At 63.1% G+C, this 18,096-nt stretch carries 14 protein-coding genes; 9 read left to right on the top strand and 5 right to left on the bottom strand.

What is annotated here, in order from left to right; all coding sequences use genetic code 11:
* Positions 1–393: 393 nt before the first annotated feature.
* From OSH12_RS16870 to chrA, 3 genes are all read left to right on the top strand, one after another.
* Positions 394–1,593 (top strand): efflux RND transporter periplasmic adaptor subunit, encoded by a 1,200-nt coding sequence (locus OSH12_RS16870; protein WP_266345037.1) that lies wholly within the window; start codon positions 394–396, stop codon positions 1,591–1,593.
* A complete protein-coding gene (locus OSH12_RS16875) occupies positions 1,590–4,676 on the top strand; it encodes an efflux RND transporter permease subunit (RefSeq protein WP_266344767.1) in 3,087 nt (1,028 codons plus the stop codon). Before OSH12_RS16870 ends, OSH12_RS16875 begins: the two co-directional genes overlap by 4 nt.
* A gap of 84 nt (positions 4,677–4,760) precedes the next feature.
* Positions 4,761–5,990, top strand: a complete 1,230-nt coding sequence (gene chrA / locus OSH12_RS16880; protein ID WP_266344768.1) for a chromate efflux transporter — start codon at positions 4,761–4,763, stop codon at positions 5,988–5,990.
* Between the two features lie 44 nt (positions 5,991–6,034).
* Here chrA and OSH12_RS16885 read toward each other — a convergent pair whose 3' ends face one another.
* Genes OSH12_RS16885 through OSH12_RS16895 form a run of 3 tightly spaced genes read right to left on the bottom strand, consistent with a single transcriptional unit; the run spans position 6,035 to position 9,339 of the window.
* Entirely contained in the window at positions 6,035–7,552 is a 1,518-nt protein-coding gene (locus OSH12_RS16885) for a DHA2 family efflux MFS transporter permease subunit (protein ID WP_266344769.1), read from the bottom strand.
* A gap of 27 nt (positions 7,553–7,579) precedes the next feature.
* Positions 7,580–8,764, bottom strand: a complete 1,185-nt coding sequence (locus OSH12_RS16890) for an HlyD family secretion protein (RefSeq protein ID WP_266344770.1) — start codon at positions 8,762–8,764, stop codon at positions 7,580–7,582.
* 2 nt (positions 8,765–8,766) lie between these two features.
* Positions 8,767–9,339 (bottom strand): MarR family winged helix-turn-helix transcriptional regulator, encoded by a 573-nt coding sequence (locus OSH12_RS16895; RefSeq protein ID WP_266344771.1) that lies wholly within the window; start codon positions 9,337–9,339, stop codon positions 8,767–8,769.
* A gap of 145 nt (positions 9,340–9,484) precedes the next feature.
* On the opposite strand from OSH12_RS16895, the gene OSH12_RS16900 reads away from it, so the two are divergent.
* Together OSH12_RS16900 and OSH12_RS16905 are read left to right on the top strand one after the other, a co-directional pair.
* A complete protein-coding gene (locus tag OSH12_RS16900; protein WP_266344772.1) occupies positions 9,485–10,246 on the top strand; it encodes a sulfite exporter TauE/SafE family protein in 762 nt (253 codons plus the stop codon).
* A gap of 98 nt (positions 10,247–10,344) precedes the next feature.
* A complete protein-coding gene (locus OSH12_RS16905) occupies positions 10,345–11,535 on the top strand; it encodes an OpgC family protein (RefSeq protein WP_266344773.1) in 1,191 nt (396 codons plus the stop codon).
* Positions 11,536–11,597: 62 nt separating this feature from the next.
* Here the strand turns inward: OSH12_RS16905 and OSH12_RS16910 are convergent, their stop codons facing one another.
* Positions 11,598–11,777, bottom strand: a complete 180-nt coding sequence (locus OSH12_RS16910) for a YdcH family protein (protein ID WP_266344774.1) — start codon at positions 11,775–11,777, stop codon at positions 11,598–11,600.
* Between the two features lie 261 nt (positions 11,778–12,038).
* Here OSH12_RS16910 and OSH12_RS16915 point away from each other — a divergent pair, with 261 nt between their 5' ends.
* The gene (locus tag OSH12_RS16915) at positions 12,039–12,245 is read left to right on the top strand and encodes a YdcH family protein (protein ID WP_266330330.1); all 207 of its coding nucleotides are present in this window, start codon (positions 12,039–12,041) and stop codon (positions 12,243–12,245) included.
* Here the strand turns inward: OSH12_RS16915 and OSH12_RS16920 are convergent.
* A complete protein-coding gene (locus tag OSH12_RS16920; protein WP_266344775.1) occupies positions 12,218–12,919 on the bottom strand; it encodes a GGDEF domain-containing protein in 702 nt (233 codons plus the stop codon). The genes OSH12_RS16915 and OSH12_RS16920 overlap by 28 nt on opposite strands.
* Positions 12,920–13,075: 156 nt before the next feature.
* Here OSH12_RS16920 and purE point away from each other — a divergent pair, with 156 nt between their 5' ends.
* The 3 genes from purE to ileS all read left to right on the top strand — a co-directional run bounded on the left by purE (position 13,076) and on the right by ileS (position 18,072).
* Positions 13,076–13,540, top strand: a complete 465-nt coding sequence (purE, locus tag OSH12_RS16925) for a 5-(carboxyamino)imidazole ribonucleotide mutase (protein ID WP_380223022.1) — start codon at positions 13,076–13,078, stop codon at positions 13,538–13,540.
* Positions 13,530–14,624, top strand: coding sequence for a 5-(carboxyamino)imidazole ribonucleotide synthase (locus tag OSH12_RS16930; protein WP_266344777.1), 1,095 nt, complete (start codon positions 13,530–13,532; stop codon positions 14,622–14,624). The genes purE and OSH12_RS16930 overlap by 11 nt, the downstream gene beginning before the upstream one ends.
* A 295-nt stretch (positions 14,625–14,919) precedes the next feature.
* Entirely contained in the window at positions 14,920–18,072 is a 3,153-nt protein-coding gene (gene ileS, locus OSH12_RS16935) for an isoleucine--tRNA ligase (protein WP_266344778.1), read from the top strand.
* The last annotated feature ends 24 nt before the right edge of the window (positions 18,073–18,096 follow it).

Raw genomic sequence — 18,096 nt, forward strand, 5'->3', positions numbered from 1 at the left:
GAGGGGGAGGCGGGGGACTCTGCGGAGCCAATGTCGGCGCCGAACTCGACAGCCGCAGCACAAGACGCAGTCGCAGCAAGCAAGGCCCTCACCCAACCCTCTCCCAAAGGGAGAGGGGGAGAAAGAGTGATAGTGGGGCGCGTAGTTGCCCTTACCGTCGAACTCTGTCGACGTTGCCGAGGCGCGAGATCAAACGACTTGTGTTGCTGACTTGGCACGAGCTTGGCATGAACGATGACGTAACGGCGTGCGCGCGTTGACAGTTCTGTAATCTAGGTACACTAATTTCCCCTGATCATCGAGGAAGCAAACCCGCGTGGGGCGTTTCCGCGATCTTTGTTTTTTGCCATGCGTCGCCCGTCTCCCACGGGCCTGGCGCTCACTGGATTGCCAATCATGAAGCGGTTTATCCTTGCAACGATCCTGCTCGTCGTCGTCGTGGCGATCTGCGGCGGCTTGATTTGGTTCAATTTTTTCCGCGACAAGATGATTGAGCAGTTCTTCGCCGGCATGAAGGCGCCCGTCGTCACCATTTCGGCGATCACGGTCGAGCCTCAGCAGTGGACGCCCGGCGTCGAGGCCGTGGGAACCGCGGTCGCCGCCGAGGGCGTTGACGTTTCTGTGCAGGTCGGCGGTATCGTCGAGAAGATTCTGTTCAAGGCTAACGACAAGGTCGAGCAGGGACAGTTGCTCGTCCAGATCGATGACGCCGTCGAGCGCGCGGGTCTGGTCAGCGCCAATACTGCCGTCGCCGTAAGCCAGGACGCGCTGAGCCGCGCCCAGGCGCTGTTGCAGCGCAATGTCAGCACGGTTGCTTCGCTGCAGGATGCGCAGAACAACCTCGACAAGGCCAAGGGCGCCCTTACGCAGCTCGAAGCCACCCTCGACCAGAAGGCCATCAAGGCCCCGTTCTCCGGCACCATCGGCATTCCGAAGATCGATGTTGGCCAGTACGTGCAGCCGGCAACGATCGTTGCGACGCTGCAGAATCTTGAGCAGATGAAGGTCAACTTCAGCGTTCCCGAGCAGGAGCTTGCCTCTCTCAAGATTGGGCAGCCGGTTCGCTTTGGACTCAAGGAAGACGATCTGAACTTCACGGGCAAGATCACCGGCATCGACCCGAAGATCGACGCGGCGTCGCGGCTGGTTACCGTTCAGGCTCTGCTGGACAATCCGAACGAGACGTTGCGCCCTGGCCAGTTCATCCGGGTTCGCGTGGATCTGCCTGTCGAAGACAATGTCGTCGCGCTTCCGCAGACGGCGGTGACGATCAGCCTTTACGGTGCCTATGTCTATGCCGTTCAGCCAGCTCCGGCCGATCCGGCTGCGGCAAAGGCGGCGGATGCCAAGGCTCCTCAACCGGCTGACAGCAAGGCAGGGGATGCCGCGCCGGACCTCATTGCGAAGCAGATATTCGTCAAGGTCGGCCGCCGCTCGGGCGATCTGATCGAGATCGTCGAGGGGGTCGAGCCGGGAATGAACATCGTCACTGCCGGACAGAACAAGCTTTCGAGCGGTAGCTCTGTCGCCATCGACAATTCCGTCCAGCCGATCAAGGGTGCCACCGTGAATCCGGAGGCTTCCAAGTCATGAGCTTCTCCGAACTCTTTATCCGGCGGCCTGTCCTTGCGACGGTCGTCAGCCTGCTGATGCTGCTGCTGGGTGCGCAGGGCATCCTGTCGATGTCGATCCGCCAGTATCCCAAGGTGGACGAGACGGTGGTGACCGTCACGACCGTCTATCCGGGCGCCAGCGCCGACGTGATCCAGGGGTTCATTACCTCCGCGATCGCGAAGTCGGTATCCTCCGCCGAAGGCGTTGACTACGTCACTTCGAAGAGCTCGCTCGGCGTGTCGACGGTCTCCGTCTTCATGCGACTGAACACCAACCCGGACAAGGCACTGACCGAAGTCATCGCCAAGGTCCAGCAGGTGCGCGGCCAGTTGCCGGACGAGGCCGAGGATCCGGTGATCCAGAAGGGCACCGGTTTCCAGTTCGCGCTCATGTATCTCGCTGCCCGCAGCGAGACGATGAACGCACAGCAACTGACCGACTATCTGATCCGCGTGATCCAGCCGCGCTTCGCGACGGTCGACGGTGTCGCCAATGCCGAGATCCTCGGCGCGCAGGAATTCGCCATGCGCGTCTGGATCGATCCGGTCGCGCTCGCCTCGCGCAACATTACCGCGACCGAGGTGCTGACAGCGATTAAGGGATCGAACTTCCTGTCGGCTCCCGGCAAGACGAAGAACGAGTTCTACGCCTATTCGATCGAGGCGAAGACGACACTGCAGGACCCGGAAACGTTCGGTTCGCTGCCGATACGGGCGAACGGAGCCGATATCGTTCGTCTGCGCGACGTCGCAACCATCGAGCTTGCGGCCGCCTCGACCGACAGCGAAGTCCGGTTCAACGGCAAGGAAGGCGTGTTCCTCGGCATTTTCCAGACCCCGTCCGCCAACCCGCTGGACGTTGCTGCCGGTGTTCGCAAAGAGCTGCCGTTGATTGCCAACTCGCTTCCCGAAGGGATGCATATCGAGCTGGTCTATGACTCGACGGAGGCGATCAGTGCCTCGATCGAGGAGGTTATCCGGACGATTCTGGAGGCATCGGCCATCGTTGTGGTCGTGATCTTCCTGTTCCTGGGTTCGTTCCGCTCGGTCATCATTCCGATTGTCACGATCCCGCTTTCGCTGATCGGCGTGTGTTTCATTCTGTGGGCGCTTGGCTATTCGCTCAACACGCTGACCCTGCTCGCGATGGTGTTGGCCATCGGCCTCGTCGTCGATGACGCGATCGTGGTGGTGGAGAACATCCATCGTCACATCGAGGAGGGGCTGAAACCGATGCGTGCCGCGATCGTCGGCATGCAGGAGATCACCGGCGCGGTCATCACGATGACGATCACGCTGGCGGCTGTGTATGCGCCGATGGCCTTTACACAGGGTGTCACGGGCGCGCTGTTCCGCGAGTTCTCGCTGACGCTCGCCGGTGCGGTGATCCTGTCGGGCTTTGTGGCTTTGACGGTTTCGCCCATGATGTCCGCCCGCATTCTGAAGCCGGGTGGCGGGCGCATTCAGCATTTCATCGACAGCGTCTTCGAGCGTTTCAGCAACTGGTATGCGCGGCGGCTCGTGGGCTCGCTCAAGGTCCGCTCCATCACGTTGCTGATGGTGGCGGCTATCCTTGGCACCATGGTGTTCCTCTTCCTCAATACGGCTACCGAACTGGCGCCGGAGGAAGACGAAGGCGCGATGTTCTCGCTGATCACGGCGCCGCAATACGCGACGATCGACTACACGCAGCTCTATGTCGACGAAATCGCCGAAAAGACCGCCGACATTCCGGAACGACAGGCGTTGTTCTCGATTGCCGGCTCAGGCTCGGCCAATTCGGCCTTCTCCGGCCTGGTACTGAAGCCCTGGGCGGAGCGTACGCGCTCGCAGGCCGAGGTTCAGGCGGAGGTGCAGGGCCGTCTCGACAAGGTTGCCGGCGTGCAGGCCTTCGTGTTTGCCGTGCCGTCGCTGCCGGGAACGGGCGGCGGGCTGCCGATCCAGTTCGTCGTGCAGTCGACGGAACCGGCAGACCGCGTCTATGCGGTGGCCGAGGAGATCAAGAACCGCGCCATGGCGTCGGGCAAGTTCATCGTGGTGCAGAACTCGCTCTCCTTCGATACGCCGAAGGTGAACGTGGTCATCGACCGCAATCGCGCTGCCGCCCTGGGCATCTCGGTCGCCGAGATCGGCAACACGCTGACCTTGCTGGTCGGCGAAAACGGCATCTCGAAGTTCGATCGGGAGGCCCGCGCCTACGACATCATCACCCAGGTTCCGGAGAAGTACCGGCTCAATCCGGAAAGCCTCCAGACCTTCTTCGTTCGGTCGCAGGCGGGTGACATGGTGCCGTTGTCGGCGGTTGTCTCGATCAATACGGAAGGGTCCGCGCCGGCTATCGAGCAGTTCAACCAGCTGAATTCTGCGACGCTGGCCGCTCTGCCGAGACCGACGGTGACATCGGGCGACGGCCTCGCAGAACTTCAGAAGATTGCCAGCGCGTCGCTGCCACCGGGCTATTTCATTGAATATGCCGGTCAGTCGCGCACGGAACTCGAGACGGGCAATTCGCTGCTGATCGTCTTCGGCCTCGCCATCGTCGTCATCTATCTGGTGCTGGCGGCGCAGTTCGAGAGCTTCCGCGATCCGCTGATCATCATGATGTCGGTGCCGCTTTCGATCTTCGGCGCACTCATCCCGCTCAATCTGGGCTTGGCGTCGCTGAACATCTATTCGCAGGTGGGCCTGATTACGCTTGTCGGATTGATCACGAAGCACGGCATTCTGATGGTGGAGTTCGCCAACCAGCAGCGTGAAGAGCGCGGTCTCAACCGACATGATGCGATCGTCGAGGCGGCGCGCGTGCGTCTCCGCCCGATCCTGATGACGACGGCCGCCATGGTCTTTGGCGTGGTGCCGCTGCTGTTCGCGGAAGGCGCCGGCGCCAAGGCCCGTTTCTCGATGGGACTTGTCATTGCGACCGGCATGTCGATTGGAACGGTGTTCACGCTGTTCGTTGTGCCGATGTTCTACACCTACCTGTCCAGCGCTCATGCCAAGCGCGAGGATGACGATGAGGCGCCGGCCGTCTCGGGGACAACAGCACCCGCGCCGGCCCATTAGGGCCGGTCACAATAATCTTGGAGAGCGGCGCCTGCGGGCGCCGTTTTCTTGAGGCTGTCATGAAAGGCGGTACAGGCTATCGCCATGAATGAACCGTTGCCAACCACGCGCCCGATTGGCGCTCCACCAGCCGACAGCGCCGTACCGGCCGGGCGTGTCTTCCGCGAATTCCTGCGCCTCGGCCTGACGTCGTTTGGCGGCCCCGTGGCGCATATCGGCTATTTTCGCCATCGCTTTGTCGATCGCTTGAAGTGGGTCGACGAGGCATCCTTTGCCGATCTGGTGGCGCTTTGCCAGTTTCTTCCGGGACCGGCCTCAAGCCAGGTCGGCATGGCCATCGGGCTGGAAAAGGCCGGTCTTGCTGGCGCGCTCGCGGCGTTCGTCGGGTTTACGCTGCCTTCGGCCGTCATCATGGCGCTTCTCGCGCTCGGGCTCAGTTCCACCGGTGGACTGATGGATGCCGGCGTCTTGTCGGGGCTCGCCATCGTCGCCGTCGCGGTCGTCGCGGAGGCGGTGCGCGGCATGGCGCTGTCCCTCGCCACGGGGCGGCTGCTGGGCAGCATAGCGCTTGCGGCTATGGCATTAGCGCTACTCTTGCCTGGAAGCCTCGCTCAGATTGCAATCCTGCTGGGCGGCGGCCTCGTTGGATATCAGTTCGCCCGGCCGCCCGCTCGTTCCGCCGATTTCGCGTCCGGCGAGGATCTATCGAGACGCGTGGGCGTCGTGGCGCTCGCGCTGTTCGTCGTGCTGCTCATTGGCCTGCCAATCCTTGCTGCCGCGACGCATTCAGAAAGCGTCTCTCTGGCAAGCGGGCTGTACCGCGCCGGCGCGCTCGTCTTCGGCGGCGGACATGTCGTGCTGCCGTTGCTGGAGGATTCCGTGGTGGCGTCGGGGCTGGTTTCGCAGCAGGCTTTCGTCGCCGGCTATGGCGCTGCGCAGGCGATGCCGGGTCCCCTGTTCAGCCTGTCGGCCTATCTGGGCGTCGCGGCTGCCGTGCCGACGCCGATGATCGGCGGAGCGCTTGCGGTGCTTGCCTTGTTTGCGCCGGCCTTCCTGTTGGTCGTCGGCGTCCTGCCATTCTGGCGGCAGTTGCAGCGGGTCGAGGCAGTTCGCCGCGCTCTCGTCGGCGTTAACGCGGCGGTTGTGGGGCTGCTGGCGGCGGCGCTCTACGATCCGGTATTCACCACCGCAATCCATGGCGGGCGCGATCTCGCCTTCGCGGTCCTCTGCTATGCGCTGCTCGTGTTCGCGCGGATACCGGCCTGGTCGGTCGTGCTAATGGCGGCCGGCACCGGCTGGGTCATCGGCGGCTGAGGCACTTGCCGGCAATATTGCTGCCGTGCCGGCGCGCTCCTTCCTCAGTCGAGGGCGACGTGCTCCGCCGGGCCCTTTTGCGGTTTGTAGCGCATGAAGGCGAGCAGCGGGATCGTCGCCAGCGTGATGAACATCATCAGCTTGAAATCGTCGATATAGGCGATAAAGGTCGCGTCGCGGGTGATGACCGCGTTCAACTGTGCCAGGGCCTCGAGATTTCCCGCCGCTGCGTCGGCCGGCAGCGCCGGATTGAACGGCGTCACGTGGCCGGCCAGGACTTCGTGGTTCACCTGGGTGTTTTGCGCAAGCAGCGTCGCGACCAGCGACACGCCAATCGACGAACCCAGATTGCGGACGAGGCTGAACAGGCTGGCCGCATCCGTCCGCCAGTGTGGCGGCAAGGTCGCAAAGGCGATCGTCGACAGCGGTACAAAGACGAAGCCGAGGCCGAAACCCTGAACGACGCCGGTCAGCATGAACGGCCAGGAATCCATGACCTGCGCCCAGGTCGTCATCTCATAGAGCGACCATGTCGTCGCCCCGAGCCCGACAAGGATCAAGATACGCGGGTCGACCTTGCCCATCAATCGGCCGACGACGATCATCGCTATCATGGTGCCAACGCCGCGCGGCGCCAGGATCATGCCGGTGGTGACGACGGGGTAGCCGTAGAGGTTCTGCAGCATGGGCGGCAACAGCGCCATCGTTGCCAGCAGGATGATGCCGATGATGAAGATGAAGATCAGGCCGGTGACGAAGTTGCGGTCTTTGAAAATGTGCGGGTCGATGAAGGTATTCTTGGCCGTCGCCATGTGAATGGTGAAGACCCAGAAGCCGATCGCCATCAGCGCCACCTCGATCAGGATCTCGGGCGAGGCGAACCAGTCGAGCTGCTCGCCACGGTCGAGCATCATCTGCAAGGCGCCGATGCCGAGGCTCAGGAACGCGAAGCCGAAGAAATCGAACTTGCGAATACGCAGCGGTCCCTCCGGCATGAAAGCGCCGATGCCGAGAAAGGCGATGATGCCGACGGGCAGGTTGATGAAGAACACCCAGCGCCAGTTAAAGGCGTCGGTCAGCCAGCCGCCGAGGGTCGGTCCGATGATCGGGCCCACCATGATACCGGCGCCCCACATCGCCATCGCCTGGCCGTGCTTCTCCTTTGGATTGATATTCAAGAGTACGGATTGTGACAGCGGTACAAGCGCCGCGCCAAACAGGCCCTGCAGGATCCGGAAGCCGACCATCTGCGTCAGACTGCCGGACAGGCCGCACAGCATCGAGGCGAGGGTGAAGCCGGCCACGCAGGTCATGAACAGGCGCTTGATGCCGATCTGGTCGGCCAGCCAGCCGGTGATCGGCGTCGCGATGGCGGCGGCGACGATGTAGGAGGTCAGGACCCAGGTAATGGTGTCCTGCGCCGCGCCGAGCGAGCCCTGCATCGAGGGCAGGGCGACATTGGCGATCGTCGTGTCGAGAACCTGCATGATCGTGGCGAGCATGATCGACACGGTGATCAAGCCACGATTGTGGACCGTTGGCGGCGAAGTGGACGCGCTCATTCTGGCGACTTTCCGGGTCCCGGCGTCTTAGTTGGTCGCCGGGGTTCCCGCTGGAGCACTGGCGTCGGCGGCGATGGCGTGGCCGAAGCCAGGCAACGTCCGCTTGTATTCGGTATCGACTTCCACCGAGGCGCTGAGGCCCGTGCGAAGCGTCGAGAAGTCGACGGCGCCCTCAAGGCGCAGTCGGACCGGCACGCGCTGCACGACCTTGACCCAGTTGCCGGTGGCGTTCTGCGCCGGCAGCAGGGAGAAGGCGGAGCCGGTGCCGGCGTTGATCGATTCAACGCGCGCCGTGAACGGGCGGCCGGGATAGGTGTCGAAGGTTACGGTCGCCGTCTGCCCCACCTTCATGTGCGTCAGGTCGGTTTCCTTGAAATTCGCTTCGACATAGGTCGTGGCCGTCTCGACGAGGCTCAACAGCCCCATCGGCGCCATCGACGGATTGGTCACATACTGACCGACGCGGAGGCGATCCGTCTGCGACACGACACCGTCGCTGGGGGCGAAAACAGACGTTTCCTTCAGAGCCAGCGCCGCTGTCTCCTGCGCAGCGGTCGCCTGCATCACTGTCGGATGTTCATCGGTCTTGATGTCGGGATTGCCGACGAGCGCGGTCAATGCGCCGGCCACTCGCTCCCGCGATTGGGCGAGGGTTTGCTCGGCGGTGCGCAGGGTGTTCTGGGCGGTGTCAAAATCGGCGTTCGAGGCTACGCCACGCGCCAGAAGATCCTTCTGCCGCTGGAAGGCCTTTTGTTGATAGGCCAGGGTATCCTGGCTCGACGTCTGTTCGGCGAGCGCCTGCTGGTAGCTTGAACGCAACTGCTCGACCTGCAGCCTGGCGACGGCGACAGCCGCGTCTGCTTGGCGGAGCGCCAGCTTGTAGGGTTCGGAATCGATGCGGAAGAGCAGGTCGCCCTTCTTGACATGGTCGTTCTCGTGGACAGCCACTTCGACGATCCGGCCCGGCTGGTCGGCCGTGATGGTCACGCGATTCTGTTCGAGATAGGCGTTGTCGGTCGAGGCGTAGCGTCCGCCGGTAAGCCAGAGATAGCCGCCGCCCACCGCCAGGATGATCGGCAAAGCCAGCATCAGGATAACGCGTGAGCTACCGCGTTTCTTGGCCGGCGCGCTTTCAATGACGGCTAGTTGCGGGATGCGGGACGTGTCCTTGTTGGACCCCGGCGTTTCGCGCGCGTCTGCCTCGGCAGTCATATCTAGGCTTTCTGAGGGATCTTCGTAGCGAAGTTCTTCGTTGTCAGCTTCTTGGCTGCCGGATCCTTGGCTGCCAGATCCTTGGTAGCCGGATTGGGGCGTTCGCCATCGCAGATCGGGTCGATGACAATCGCGTCAACGCCCCGGCTTGCCATGTTGCAGCGCATCTTGCTGAGCAAGCGGATCAGCACCTCGGCTTCGTCCGGCGAAATTCCCTCAAGCGCCGTGTCGATCACCTGATTGCCGATGACCTTCATCTGGTCCAGGAGAGGGCTCACGCTTTCCGTCAGATGCAGGCGACGGGCCCGGCGGTCGGCCGGATCGGGAACGCGCGCGACATAGCCCATCGCTTCCAGCCGGTCGATATGGCGGGAAAGCGTGATCGGCTCGACGTCCAGCGCTTCGGCGACCGAGGCCTGGTTCGATCCCTGATTGTGAAAGAGATACGCTAAGACCTGCCACTGCGCCCGCGTCAGGCCGCAAGTCTGCCCCCGGTGATCGAACGCACGACGGACCAGCCGAGCGACGTCGTTGACCAGGAATCCGAGATGCTTTTCTGAGGGCGGAGTATTCATGCATCTATCTATAATAAGCTCCCTCATATTACGCAATGTGAGTCTGTTGTGGCGCGAGGTTGCCGAACCGCAGATAGGCTGGATTTCGTCAGCTGAGCAGGCTAAATCGTTTCAACCCGCCTTGCTCCCCATCCATCGGCCGTCCATGTTCACAGAATTCGCATTCTACGCCGCCGCGATCCCGGCCGTGGCCGTCGCGGGCTTGTCCAAGGGCGGCTTTGGCGGGGCCATGGGCATGCTGGCAGTTCCCATACTCGCCCTGGTGATTTCACCCGTCCAGGCGGCCGGCATCATGCTGCCGATCCTGCTGGTCATGGACGGGATCAGCCTCGTCTTCTACCGGCGCATTTTCGACCGGCCGACACTCGCCGTCATGCTGCCAGCCTCGATCCTTGGCATAACGGTCGGATGGCTCACGGCCGCCTATGTGAAGGAGGATTTCGTCCGCCTGCTCGTTGGCGTCATCTCGATCGTGTTTGCCGTAAACTACTGGTTCGGCGACCGACTGCGCGCGAAGCCCGCTGCGCCGAACGGCGCGAAGGGCTCGTTCTGGGGGCTCCTGGCCGGCTTTACGTCCTTTGTGAGCCACGCTGGCGCACCTCCGTTCCAGATGTATGCCCTGCCGCTACGGCTCGACAAACAGGTCTTCGTCGGAACGTCGGTGATCTTTTTTGCCGTAACCAACGCCGTGAAACTGGTCCCTTACTTTTTCCTGGGGCAGTTCGACGCCGCCAACCTGGAAACGGCGGCTGTGCTGTTTCCGTTCGCCGCGCTGACGACGATCGCCGGCATCTGGCTTGTCCGAGTGATCGACCAGACCGTATTCTACGGCCTCTCTTATTTGTTCGTCCTGATCATCGGCCTAAAATTGACCTGGGACGGCGCTTTGTCGGTTCTCGCACATTGATGAGCGGCTGGCGCCGCCGCATGCTTGCCTTGTTCGCTGGCTAGGCCGGCCCGGAATTTTGCAGTTCACATAAGCTGGGGTCTCGGGTGCATCGAACCTTGTCTACTTCCATGGCGCGTGATTATCGGATCGACTTTTTCCGAGGGCTCGCGCTCATCTCGATTTTCGTCAATCACATCCCCGGAAATCTCTATTCGAATTTCACCCACCGCAATTTCGGCTTGTCGGACGCGGCCGAGATCTTTGTGCTGCTCGCCGGAATCTCGGCGGCTCTCGCTTATTATCCGCGCTTCATATCCGGTCAGGCGGGGCAATCGGTCGGGCGGATCGGCAAGCGCATCGGCACGCTCTATGTCGCGCACCTGGCCTCGATCGCCTGCGGTTTCGCCATTTATGCCGGCGCCTCGCTCTGGCTCGATCAGCCTGGCCTGATGCTTCCGGACGAACGGCACTGGATCGTCGAGCAGCCCGTCCGCGCCCTGGCGGGCATGGGAATGCTCAGCTACCAGACCGGCAATTTCAACATCCTGCCGATGTACATGGTCATGATGGCGATGTTGCCGATCATCATGCTGCTGGCTCGCGTCCGACTCTCGCTGGTGCTCGCCGCCAGCCTGGCGCTCTGGGCGATCGCGAATGCCTGGCGCATCACGTTGCCCAGCTTTCCGGGCGAGGGGGGCTGGTATTTCAACCCGTTCACATGGCAGGTGCTGTTCGTGATCGGCTTTGTCGGCGGCATCCTTTTGCGCCGGGGCGACCGGATCCCGGTATCGCGGCCGCTCTATGGGCTGGCCGTCGCCTATCTGCTGGCCGCGGCGGCATTGGTCTTCGCGCATCTGTGGGATTATTTCCCGACGCTGCCGGAGTGGGTCTGGATTTCCGGCTTCAACAAGAGCTGGGTCGGCTTCTTCCGCCTGCTGCATGTCCTGGCCATGGCATATGTCGTGCTCTACAGCCCGTTGCCGGCCCTGCTGAAGCGTTGGCTCGACGAGGGAAACTGGATCGTCCGGCTGGGTCGCCACACGCTTCCGGTGTTCTGGACCGGCACGATCCTTAGCGTCACCGGCCACATCATCCGGGAGAGCGTCTTCGGCCTGCCGAACGATCCAACCTTTACGCCGTTCGGCATGCTGCTCGACACGGTGCTGATCGGCGTCGGGCTGAGCCTCTTGTTCGCGCTCGCCTGGTATCTCGACTGGACGCGCCCGTCGGCGCCCCGGTCGCGCCCGGCAGCCGACACGCAGGATGGTGCGTCGAAGGCCGCTCCCGGCATGGTCGCCGCGGAGTAGGGCGCCCACAAAGCAAAAGCGCCGCGATGACGCGGCGCTTCGCCTGACTATTTCCTCATCAATCAGTGAATGGTGTTTTCGACTTTCAGTCGGGCGATCTCGTCCTTGAGCTGCAGCTTGCGTCTTTTCAGGGCCACCAGTTCGAGAGTATCGGCACTGGGACTATTCGTGGCCTGGTCTATTTGCTTGGAGAGAGCCTCGTGGCGGCGCTCCAGCTCGGCAAGATGCGATTCGATGGACATTAATACTGCCTCCCTTCGTTGATCGATGACGGCACGCGGATCGTGCCATAGACGGGGGTTGCTGTGAACCGACTTCTGTCACAGAACGGTCATCCAAAGGCGATCGTCCTGTAACCCGGCTCAGTTTTGATCTGTGCCTTGCGGACGCCCGGTTCAAGGGGGGAAGGTGAGATAGAGTTCTCGCGCCCGCCGGGCCGAGCATGTATCGTCGCGTCTTCGGCGCCTTCAGGGGCCGGGCGGAACTCGGCAAGGTTGGGGCGTATGACCGAGGAAGAAGAGCGGGAAATCCGGTTTGAACTGGCGCGATTGCGGCAAGAGCACAGCGATCTGGACGCTGCCATCTCCGTCATGTCGGAAACCGGAAAGATTGATCCCTTACGGATCCAGCGGCTGAAAAAGCGCAAGCTGGCGCTGAAGGATCGTATTGTCGCGCTGGAGGATCAGCTCTTGCCGGACATCATCGCCTGACCGCAGGCGACGCCTTCGAGCAACAATGTGTCGGCAGTGGTGATCACTTGCTCGGCAATTGTGCCGGGTTCGATCATCACGACCGACGAGCGTGTTCCAAGGCCGCCCTTGGGCGCGGACGGAAGATCCAGCCCGGCGATGGCGCGTTGCAGTCCGAGGACGCGGTGACTGCAGTCGGCTGGGGTCGAATTCCACAAAGCTACGGCGAATTGCTCGTTGCCGGTTCGCGCCGTGAAGTCGCAGGAACGGATTCCAGCGCGAAGCGTCTCGCCAATGCTGCGCAACGCCCGATTCAGGCCACTCTGCCCCTGCGTATCCCGAATGGCGTCCATGCCGTCGATGTCGATCAGCGCGATGCCGCAGGTCATCGGATAGCGCGTCTGGAAGGCAATCGCCCGCTCGACTTCCCGCAAGAAGGCGCGACGGTTGAACAGCCCGGAGATCGGGTCTTCGGCGGCTTCGACTTCGAGGGCCGCGATGCGATGTTGGCTGGCATCGAGCGCCCGGCGCAGGGCCGCCACCTCTTCCGAAAGCCGCATCACCAGCGAACGCTGCTCGACCGGCAGGTCCGGCGAAAGACCGCCATCCTCTGTTTCGCGGCGACGCGCGATTGCCCTCGGATCGGCTCCGGTGACGCCAAGGTGTTGCGGCTTGAGGATGGGTGCGCTGGACATGGCGTGATTTTGCCCGCGCTTGGTTCAATTCTGGTTAACGGCGGGTAAGGCTGTTTCCGCGCCTTGCGGCGAGGACATCCCTCTCTATAATCCGCGCCTTCCCGCAATGTCGGAGACGAGAGCTTGGCAGAGACTACGGCGCCAATCGCCATCATCATGGGCAGCCAATCCGATTGGCAGACGATGCGGCACGCCGCCGAGACGCTGGATGCGCTTGGTGTCGCGCATGACGACCGGATCATCTCGGCGCATCGCACCCCCGACCGGCTGGTCGAATTCTCGAAGACCGCTCGCGACAGTGGCTTCAAGGTGGTGATTGCCGGCGCCGGTGGCGCAGCGCATCTTCCCGGCATGTGCGCGGCGATGACGTCGCTGCCGGTTCTTGGCGTGCCGGTCGAATCCAAGGCGCTTTCGGGGCAGGACAGCCTGCTCTCCATCGTCCAGATGCCGGGCGGCATTCCCGTCGGCACGCTGGCGATCGGCAAGGCCGGCGCGATCAACGCGGCGCTTCTGGCGGTCGCCATCCTCGCCCTCAACGATGCCGCGCTGGCGGATCGTCTCGATGCCTGGCGCGCCGCCCAGACGGCGCGGGTTGCGGAAAGCCCCTCTGATGACGTCTAGCAAAATGCTGCCGCCCGGTTCGACCATCGGCATTCTCGGTGGGGGACAGTTGGGCCGGATGCTGGCAACGGCCGCCGCGGAGCTCGGCTTCCGCTGCCACGTCTATTGTCCCGATGGCGAAAGCCCGGCGTTCGATGTCGTCGCGGCGCGGACCACGGCGGCCTATGAGAACCAGTCGGCGCTCGCCGCCTTTGCAGGCTCGGTCGACGTCGTCACCTATGAGTTCGAGAATGTGCCGGCGGACACCGCCGCCTTCCTCGGCGAGCAGGTCGACGTGCTGCCGAACCCGCATGCGCTCGCCGTGTCGCAGGATCGTCTTTCCGAAAAGGAATTGATGCAGAGCCTCGGCATTCCGGTCGCGCCCTTCGCGCAGGTCGACGACGTGGCCTCGCTGGAAGCGGCGCTTGAGACTCTTGGCCGGCCGTCGATCCTGAAGACCCGCCGTTTCGGCTATGATGGCAAGGGCCAGGTGGCGATCCGTGCCGGTGAAGACGCCTCGACAGCCTGGGAGGCAATCGCCGGCCGACCGGCGGTCCTGGAAGGTTTTGTCACCTTCGCCCGTGAGGTCTCGGCGCTGGTCGTGCGCGGCCGAAATGGCGAGACCGCCGTTTACGACATCGTCGAGAACGTTCATCGCAATCATATCCTTGCAACCTCAACCGTGCCCGCGCAGCTTTCGGCGGCGACCTCCGATGCCGCCCGTGAGATCGCGGCCAGGGTGGCAAGCGCGCTCGATTATGTCGGTCTGTTGGCGGTCGAGATGTTCGTCGTCGAGGAGAACGGCGCTGAGCGGCTGATCGTCAACGAGATCGCGCCCCGCGTGCACAATTCGGGTCACTGGACGCAGGATGGCTGCATCGTCTCGCAGTTCGAGAACCATATCCGCGCGATTGCCGGCTGGCCGCTCGGCTCGACCGAGCGTCATTCGAACGCGGTGATGACCAACCTGATCGGTGCCGAGGCGGACGACTGGGCGGCGCTCGCCGCCGAGCCCGGCGCGAGGCTGCATCTCTACGGCAAGGCCGAAAGCCGGCCGGGCCGCAAGATGGGCCATGTCAACCGGATCTCTCCGAAGGTCGGTTAGATCGAGAGACCCTCACCTAGCCCTCTCCCGCAAGCGGGAGAGGGGACGCCAGCCTGATGCAGACGTCGAGACCAATATCGGCGGAATAGCCGTCACCCGCTTGCGGGAGAGGGTGGGGTGAGGGGCTTCCTTGCCTTCCGGAAGACCGGCCATACCGGCCCCTTACAACCTCGCCAATCGCCTCCCATATCAGCGCTATCCCCCAGGGGTGGCGCGCTTGCCGCAAAGGCGCTATCGAAGGCGCCAATTTCCTTCCAGGAATTTTGTCAGTTCCGCCAAAGTAAAGACATCCGCCATGACCGAGCCGAAGACCGTCTATCCCGCCGCCGAGCCGTCGCCGTCGTTCCCCAAGATTGAGGAAGCGATCGGCGCCTGGTGGAAGGAGAACGAGATCTTCGAGAAGTCGATCGCGCAGCGCCGCGATGCCGGCGCGCCGGAATTCGTCTTCTATGACGGCCCGCCCTTCGCCAATGGCCTGCCGCATTACGGCCATCTCGTCACCGGCTTCGTGAAAGACCTGGTGCCGCGCTATCAGACGATGCGCGGCAAGGTCGTCGATCGTCGTTTCGGCTGGGATTGCCATGGCCTCCCGGCTGAGCTGCAGTCGGAAAAGGAACTCGGTGTCTCGGGACGGATCGAGATCCTGAAATACGGCATGGCGCGCTTCAACGAGCATTGCCGCACCTCGGTGCAGCAGTTCACGTCGGACTGGGAATATTACGTCACCCGTTCGGCGCGCTGGGTCGATTTCAAGAACGATTACAAGACGATGGATCTCTCCTTCATGGAGAGCACCATGTGGGCGTTCAAGCAGCTGCACGACAAGGGCCTGATCTATGAAGGCTACCGTGTCGTGCCCTATAGCTGGGCCGCGCAGACACCGCTGTCGAACTTCGAGACCCGCCTCGACAACTCCTACCGCATGCGCCAGGACCCGGCGCTGACGGTCGGCTTCCTGCTCGATCCGGTCGCCGGCGAGACGGTGCCGACGCGTCTGCTTGCCTGGACGACGACGCCCTGGACCTTGCCGTCCAACATGGCGCTGGCGATCAAGGCCGACGCCGACTACGCCGTGCTCCAGAAGGGCAATGAGCGCGTCATCCTCGGCGCGCCGCTGGTGGCGAACTACGCGCACGAACTGGCCGATTACACCGAGGTCGGAACCGTCTCCGGCGCCGACCTCGTCGGCCGCACCTATCAGCCGCTGTTCCCCTTCTTCGCCGACAAGCGCGAAGAGGGCGCCTTCCGCGTGCATGCGGCTGCCTTCATCGAGATGACCGACGGCACCGGTGTCGTCCACATCGCCCCCGCCTTCGGCGAGGACGACATGGCGCTTGGCCAGTCGAACGGCATCCCGGTCGTCGACCCCGTCGATTTCGCCGGCAATTTCACCGAGCTGACGCCGCCCTATAAGGGCGTCAACGTCTTCGAGGCGAACAAGGACATCATCCGCGACCTCAAGGCTCAGGGCGCCGTGCTGCGTCATGAGACCTATGATCATAACTATCCGCATTGCTGGCGCACCGACCAGCCGCTGATCTACAAGGCGCTGCGCTCCTGGTATGTGAAGGTCACCGCCTTCAAGGATCGCATGGTCGAGTTGAACCAGGGCATCGACTGGGTGCCCGGCCATATCAAGGACGGCCTTTTCGGCAAGTGGCTGGAGAATGCGCGCGACTGGAACATCGGCCGCAACCGCTTCTGGGGTTCGCCGATCCCGGTCTGGAAGTCGGACGATCCGAATTATCCGCGTATGGACGTCTATGGTTCGATCGACGAGATCGAGCGCGATTTTGGCGTGCGTCCGCATGATCTGCACCGGCCCTATATCGACGACCTGACCCGCCCGAACCCTGACGATCCGACTGGCAAGTCGGTGATGCGGCGCGTCGAGGACGTGCTGGATTGCTGGTTTGAATCCGGCTCGATGCCGTTCGCCCAGGTGCATTACCCGTTCGAGAACAAGGACTGGTTCGAGAGCCATTTCCCGGGCGATTTCATCGTGGAATATGTCGCGCAGACGCGCGGCTGGTTCTACACGCTGATGGTCATGTCGACGGCCCTGTTCGACAAGGCGCCGTTCCGCTCGGTGATCTGCCATGGCGTCGTGCTCGACGAGAACAAGCAGAAGCTGTCGAAGCGGCTGAAGAACTATCCGGACCCGATCGAGGTGTTCAACACCTTCGGCGCCGACGCGCTGCGTTGGTATCTGGTGTCGTCGCCGCTGCTTTCCGGCGGCGATCTCGCCATGCCGAAGGACGGCCGCACGATCGCCGAGACCGTGCGCCAGGTCATGCTGCCGATCTGGAACGCCTACTCGTTCTTCACGCTCTACGCCAATATCGATGGCATCAAGGGCCGTATGGTCACGACCGCCGAGGCCGAGCTCGACCGCTATATCCTTGCCAAGACCGGCGATCTGATCCGCGGCATCGACGCGGCGATGGAGAAGCTCGATCTCGCCGGCGCTACCGGCGCGTTCCCGCCCTTCATCGAAGCGCTGAACAACTGGTTCATCCGCCGGTCGCGTGAGCGCTTCTGGAAGGGTGACAAGGACGCCGACAAGCAGGCGGCTTATGACACGCTCTACACCGTGCTCGTCACGATGACGCGTGCGCTGGCGCCGTTCCTGCCGTTCCTGACCGAGCACATCCACCGCGCGCTGGTGAATGGCGAGAGCGTGCATCTGGCCGATTGGCCGGACGCTTCGGCGCTGGTCGATGACAAGGCGCTGGTCGAGCGCATGGATCTGGCCCGCACGGTTGCTTCGGCAGCGGCTTCGATCCGGACCGTCAAGAACCTGCGCACGCGTTTGCCGCTCCGCACGCTGACGATCGCCCATCCGGGCTTCGAGAAGCTGGCGCTGCTGAAGGACGTCATCGCCGACGAGGTCAACGTCAAGGAAGTCGTGCTGGCGGTCGATCCGTCCGCGTTCGGCCAGGTCGTGCTCGCCGTCGATCCGAAGATCGGCAAGCGGCTCGGCAAGGGTTTGAAGGACGTGCTGAACGCGGCGCGCGCCGGCGAGTGGGAAGACCTTGGCGGCGGTCGCTATGCGGTGGCCGGCCAGACGATCGAGCCGGGCGAATACGAACTGCGCTTCAAGGCCAATGAAGGCCTCGACGCGGTCGCCTTCGACGGCGCCGTCGGCGTGGTCGTGCTCGATACGCATGTCGACGAAGCGCTCGAGCGCGAAGGTGTTGCGCGCGATTTCATCCGCCTCGTGCAGGTGGCGCGCAAGGATGCCGGCCTCAACGTTTCGGACCGCATCCATATCGAGGTGAAGATCGCCAACGGCCTCGGCGAAGTGCTCGTCGATCATGCCGAGACGATCCGCGCCGAGACGCTGGCCGAAACCCTGCGCCCGACCGACGACCAGCCGGAAGGCTTTGTCTCGGAGACCAGCCTGCTCGACGAACCGATTGCGATCGGCGTTCGCGTCGCGCGCTAAGGTGCTGATATAACGAATGTTATC

Origin of the sequence: Kaistia terrae, assembly GCF_026344005.1 — a bacterium.
GTDB lineage: Bacteria > Pseudomonadota > Alphaproteobacteria > Rhizobiales > Kaistiaceae > Kaistia > Kaistia terrae.

Bases quoted from the DNA above. Each gene is read 5' to 3' on its own strand.
- OSH12_RS16875 (WP_266344767.1), top strand. From the start codon at position 1,590: ATGAGCTTCTCCGAACTCTTTATCCGGCGGCCTGTCCTTGCGACGGTC.
- chrA (WP_266344768.1), top strand. From the start codon at position 4,761: ATGAATGAACCGTTGCCAACCACGCGCCCGATTGGCGCTCCACCAGCC.
- OSH12_RS16885 (WP_266344769.1), bottom strand. From the start codon at position 7,552: ATGAGCGCGTCCACTTCGCCGCCAACGGTCCACAATCGTGGCTTGATC.
- OSH12_RS16890 (WP_266344770.1), bottom strand. From the start codon at position 8,764: ATGACTGCCGAGGCAGACGCGCGCGAAACGCCGGGGTCCAACAAGGAC.
- OSH12_RS16895 (WP_266344771.1), bottom strand. From the start codon at position 9,339: ATGAATACTCCGCCCTCAGAAAAGCATCTCGGATTCCTGGTCAACGAC.
- OSH12_RS16900 (WP_266344772.1), top strand. From the start codon at position 9,485: ATGTTCACAGAATTCGCATTCTACGCCGCCGCGATCCCGGCCGTGGCC.
- OSH12_RS16910 (WP_266344774.1), bottom strand. From the start codon at position 11,777: ATGTCCATCGAATCGCATCTTGCCGAGCTGGAGCGCCGCCACGAGGCT.
- OSH12_RS16915 (WP_266330330.1), top strand. From the start codon at position 12,039: ATGACCGAGGAAGAAGAGCGGGAAATCCGGTTTGAACTGGCGCGATTG.
- OSH12_RS16920 (WP_266344775.1), bottom strand. From the start codon at position 12,919: ATGTCCAGCGCACCCATCCTCAAGCCGCAACACCTTGGCGTCACCGGA.
- purE (WP_380223022.1), top strand. From the start codon at position 13,076: ATGGGCAGCCAATCCGATTGGCAGACGATGCGGCACGCCGCCGAGACG.
- OSH12_RS16930 (WP_266344777.1), top strand. From the start codon at position 13,530: ATGACGTCTAGCAAAATGCTGCCGCCCGGTTCGACCATCGGCATTCTC.
- ileS (WP_266344778.1), top strand. From the start codon at position 14,920: ATGACCGAGCCGAAGACCGTCTATCCCGCCGCCGAGCCGTCGCCGTCG.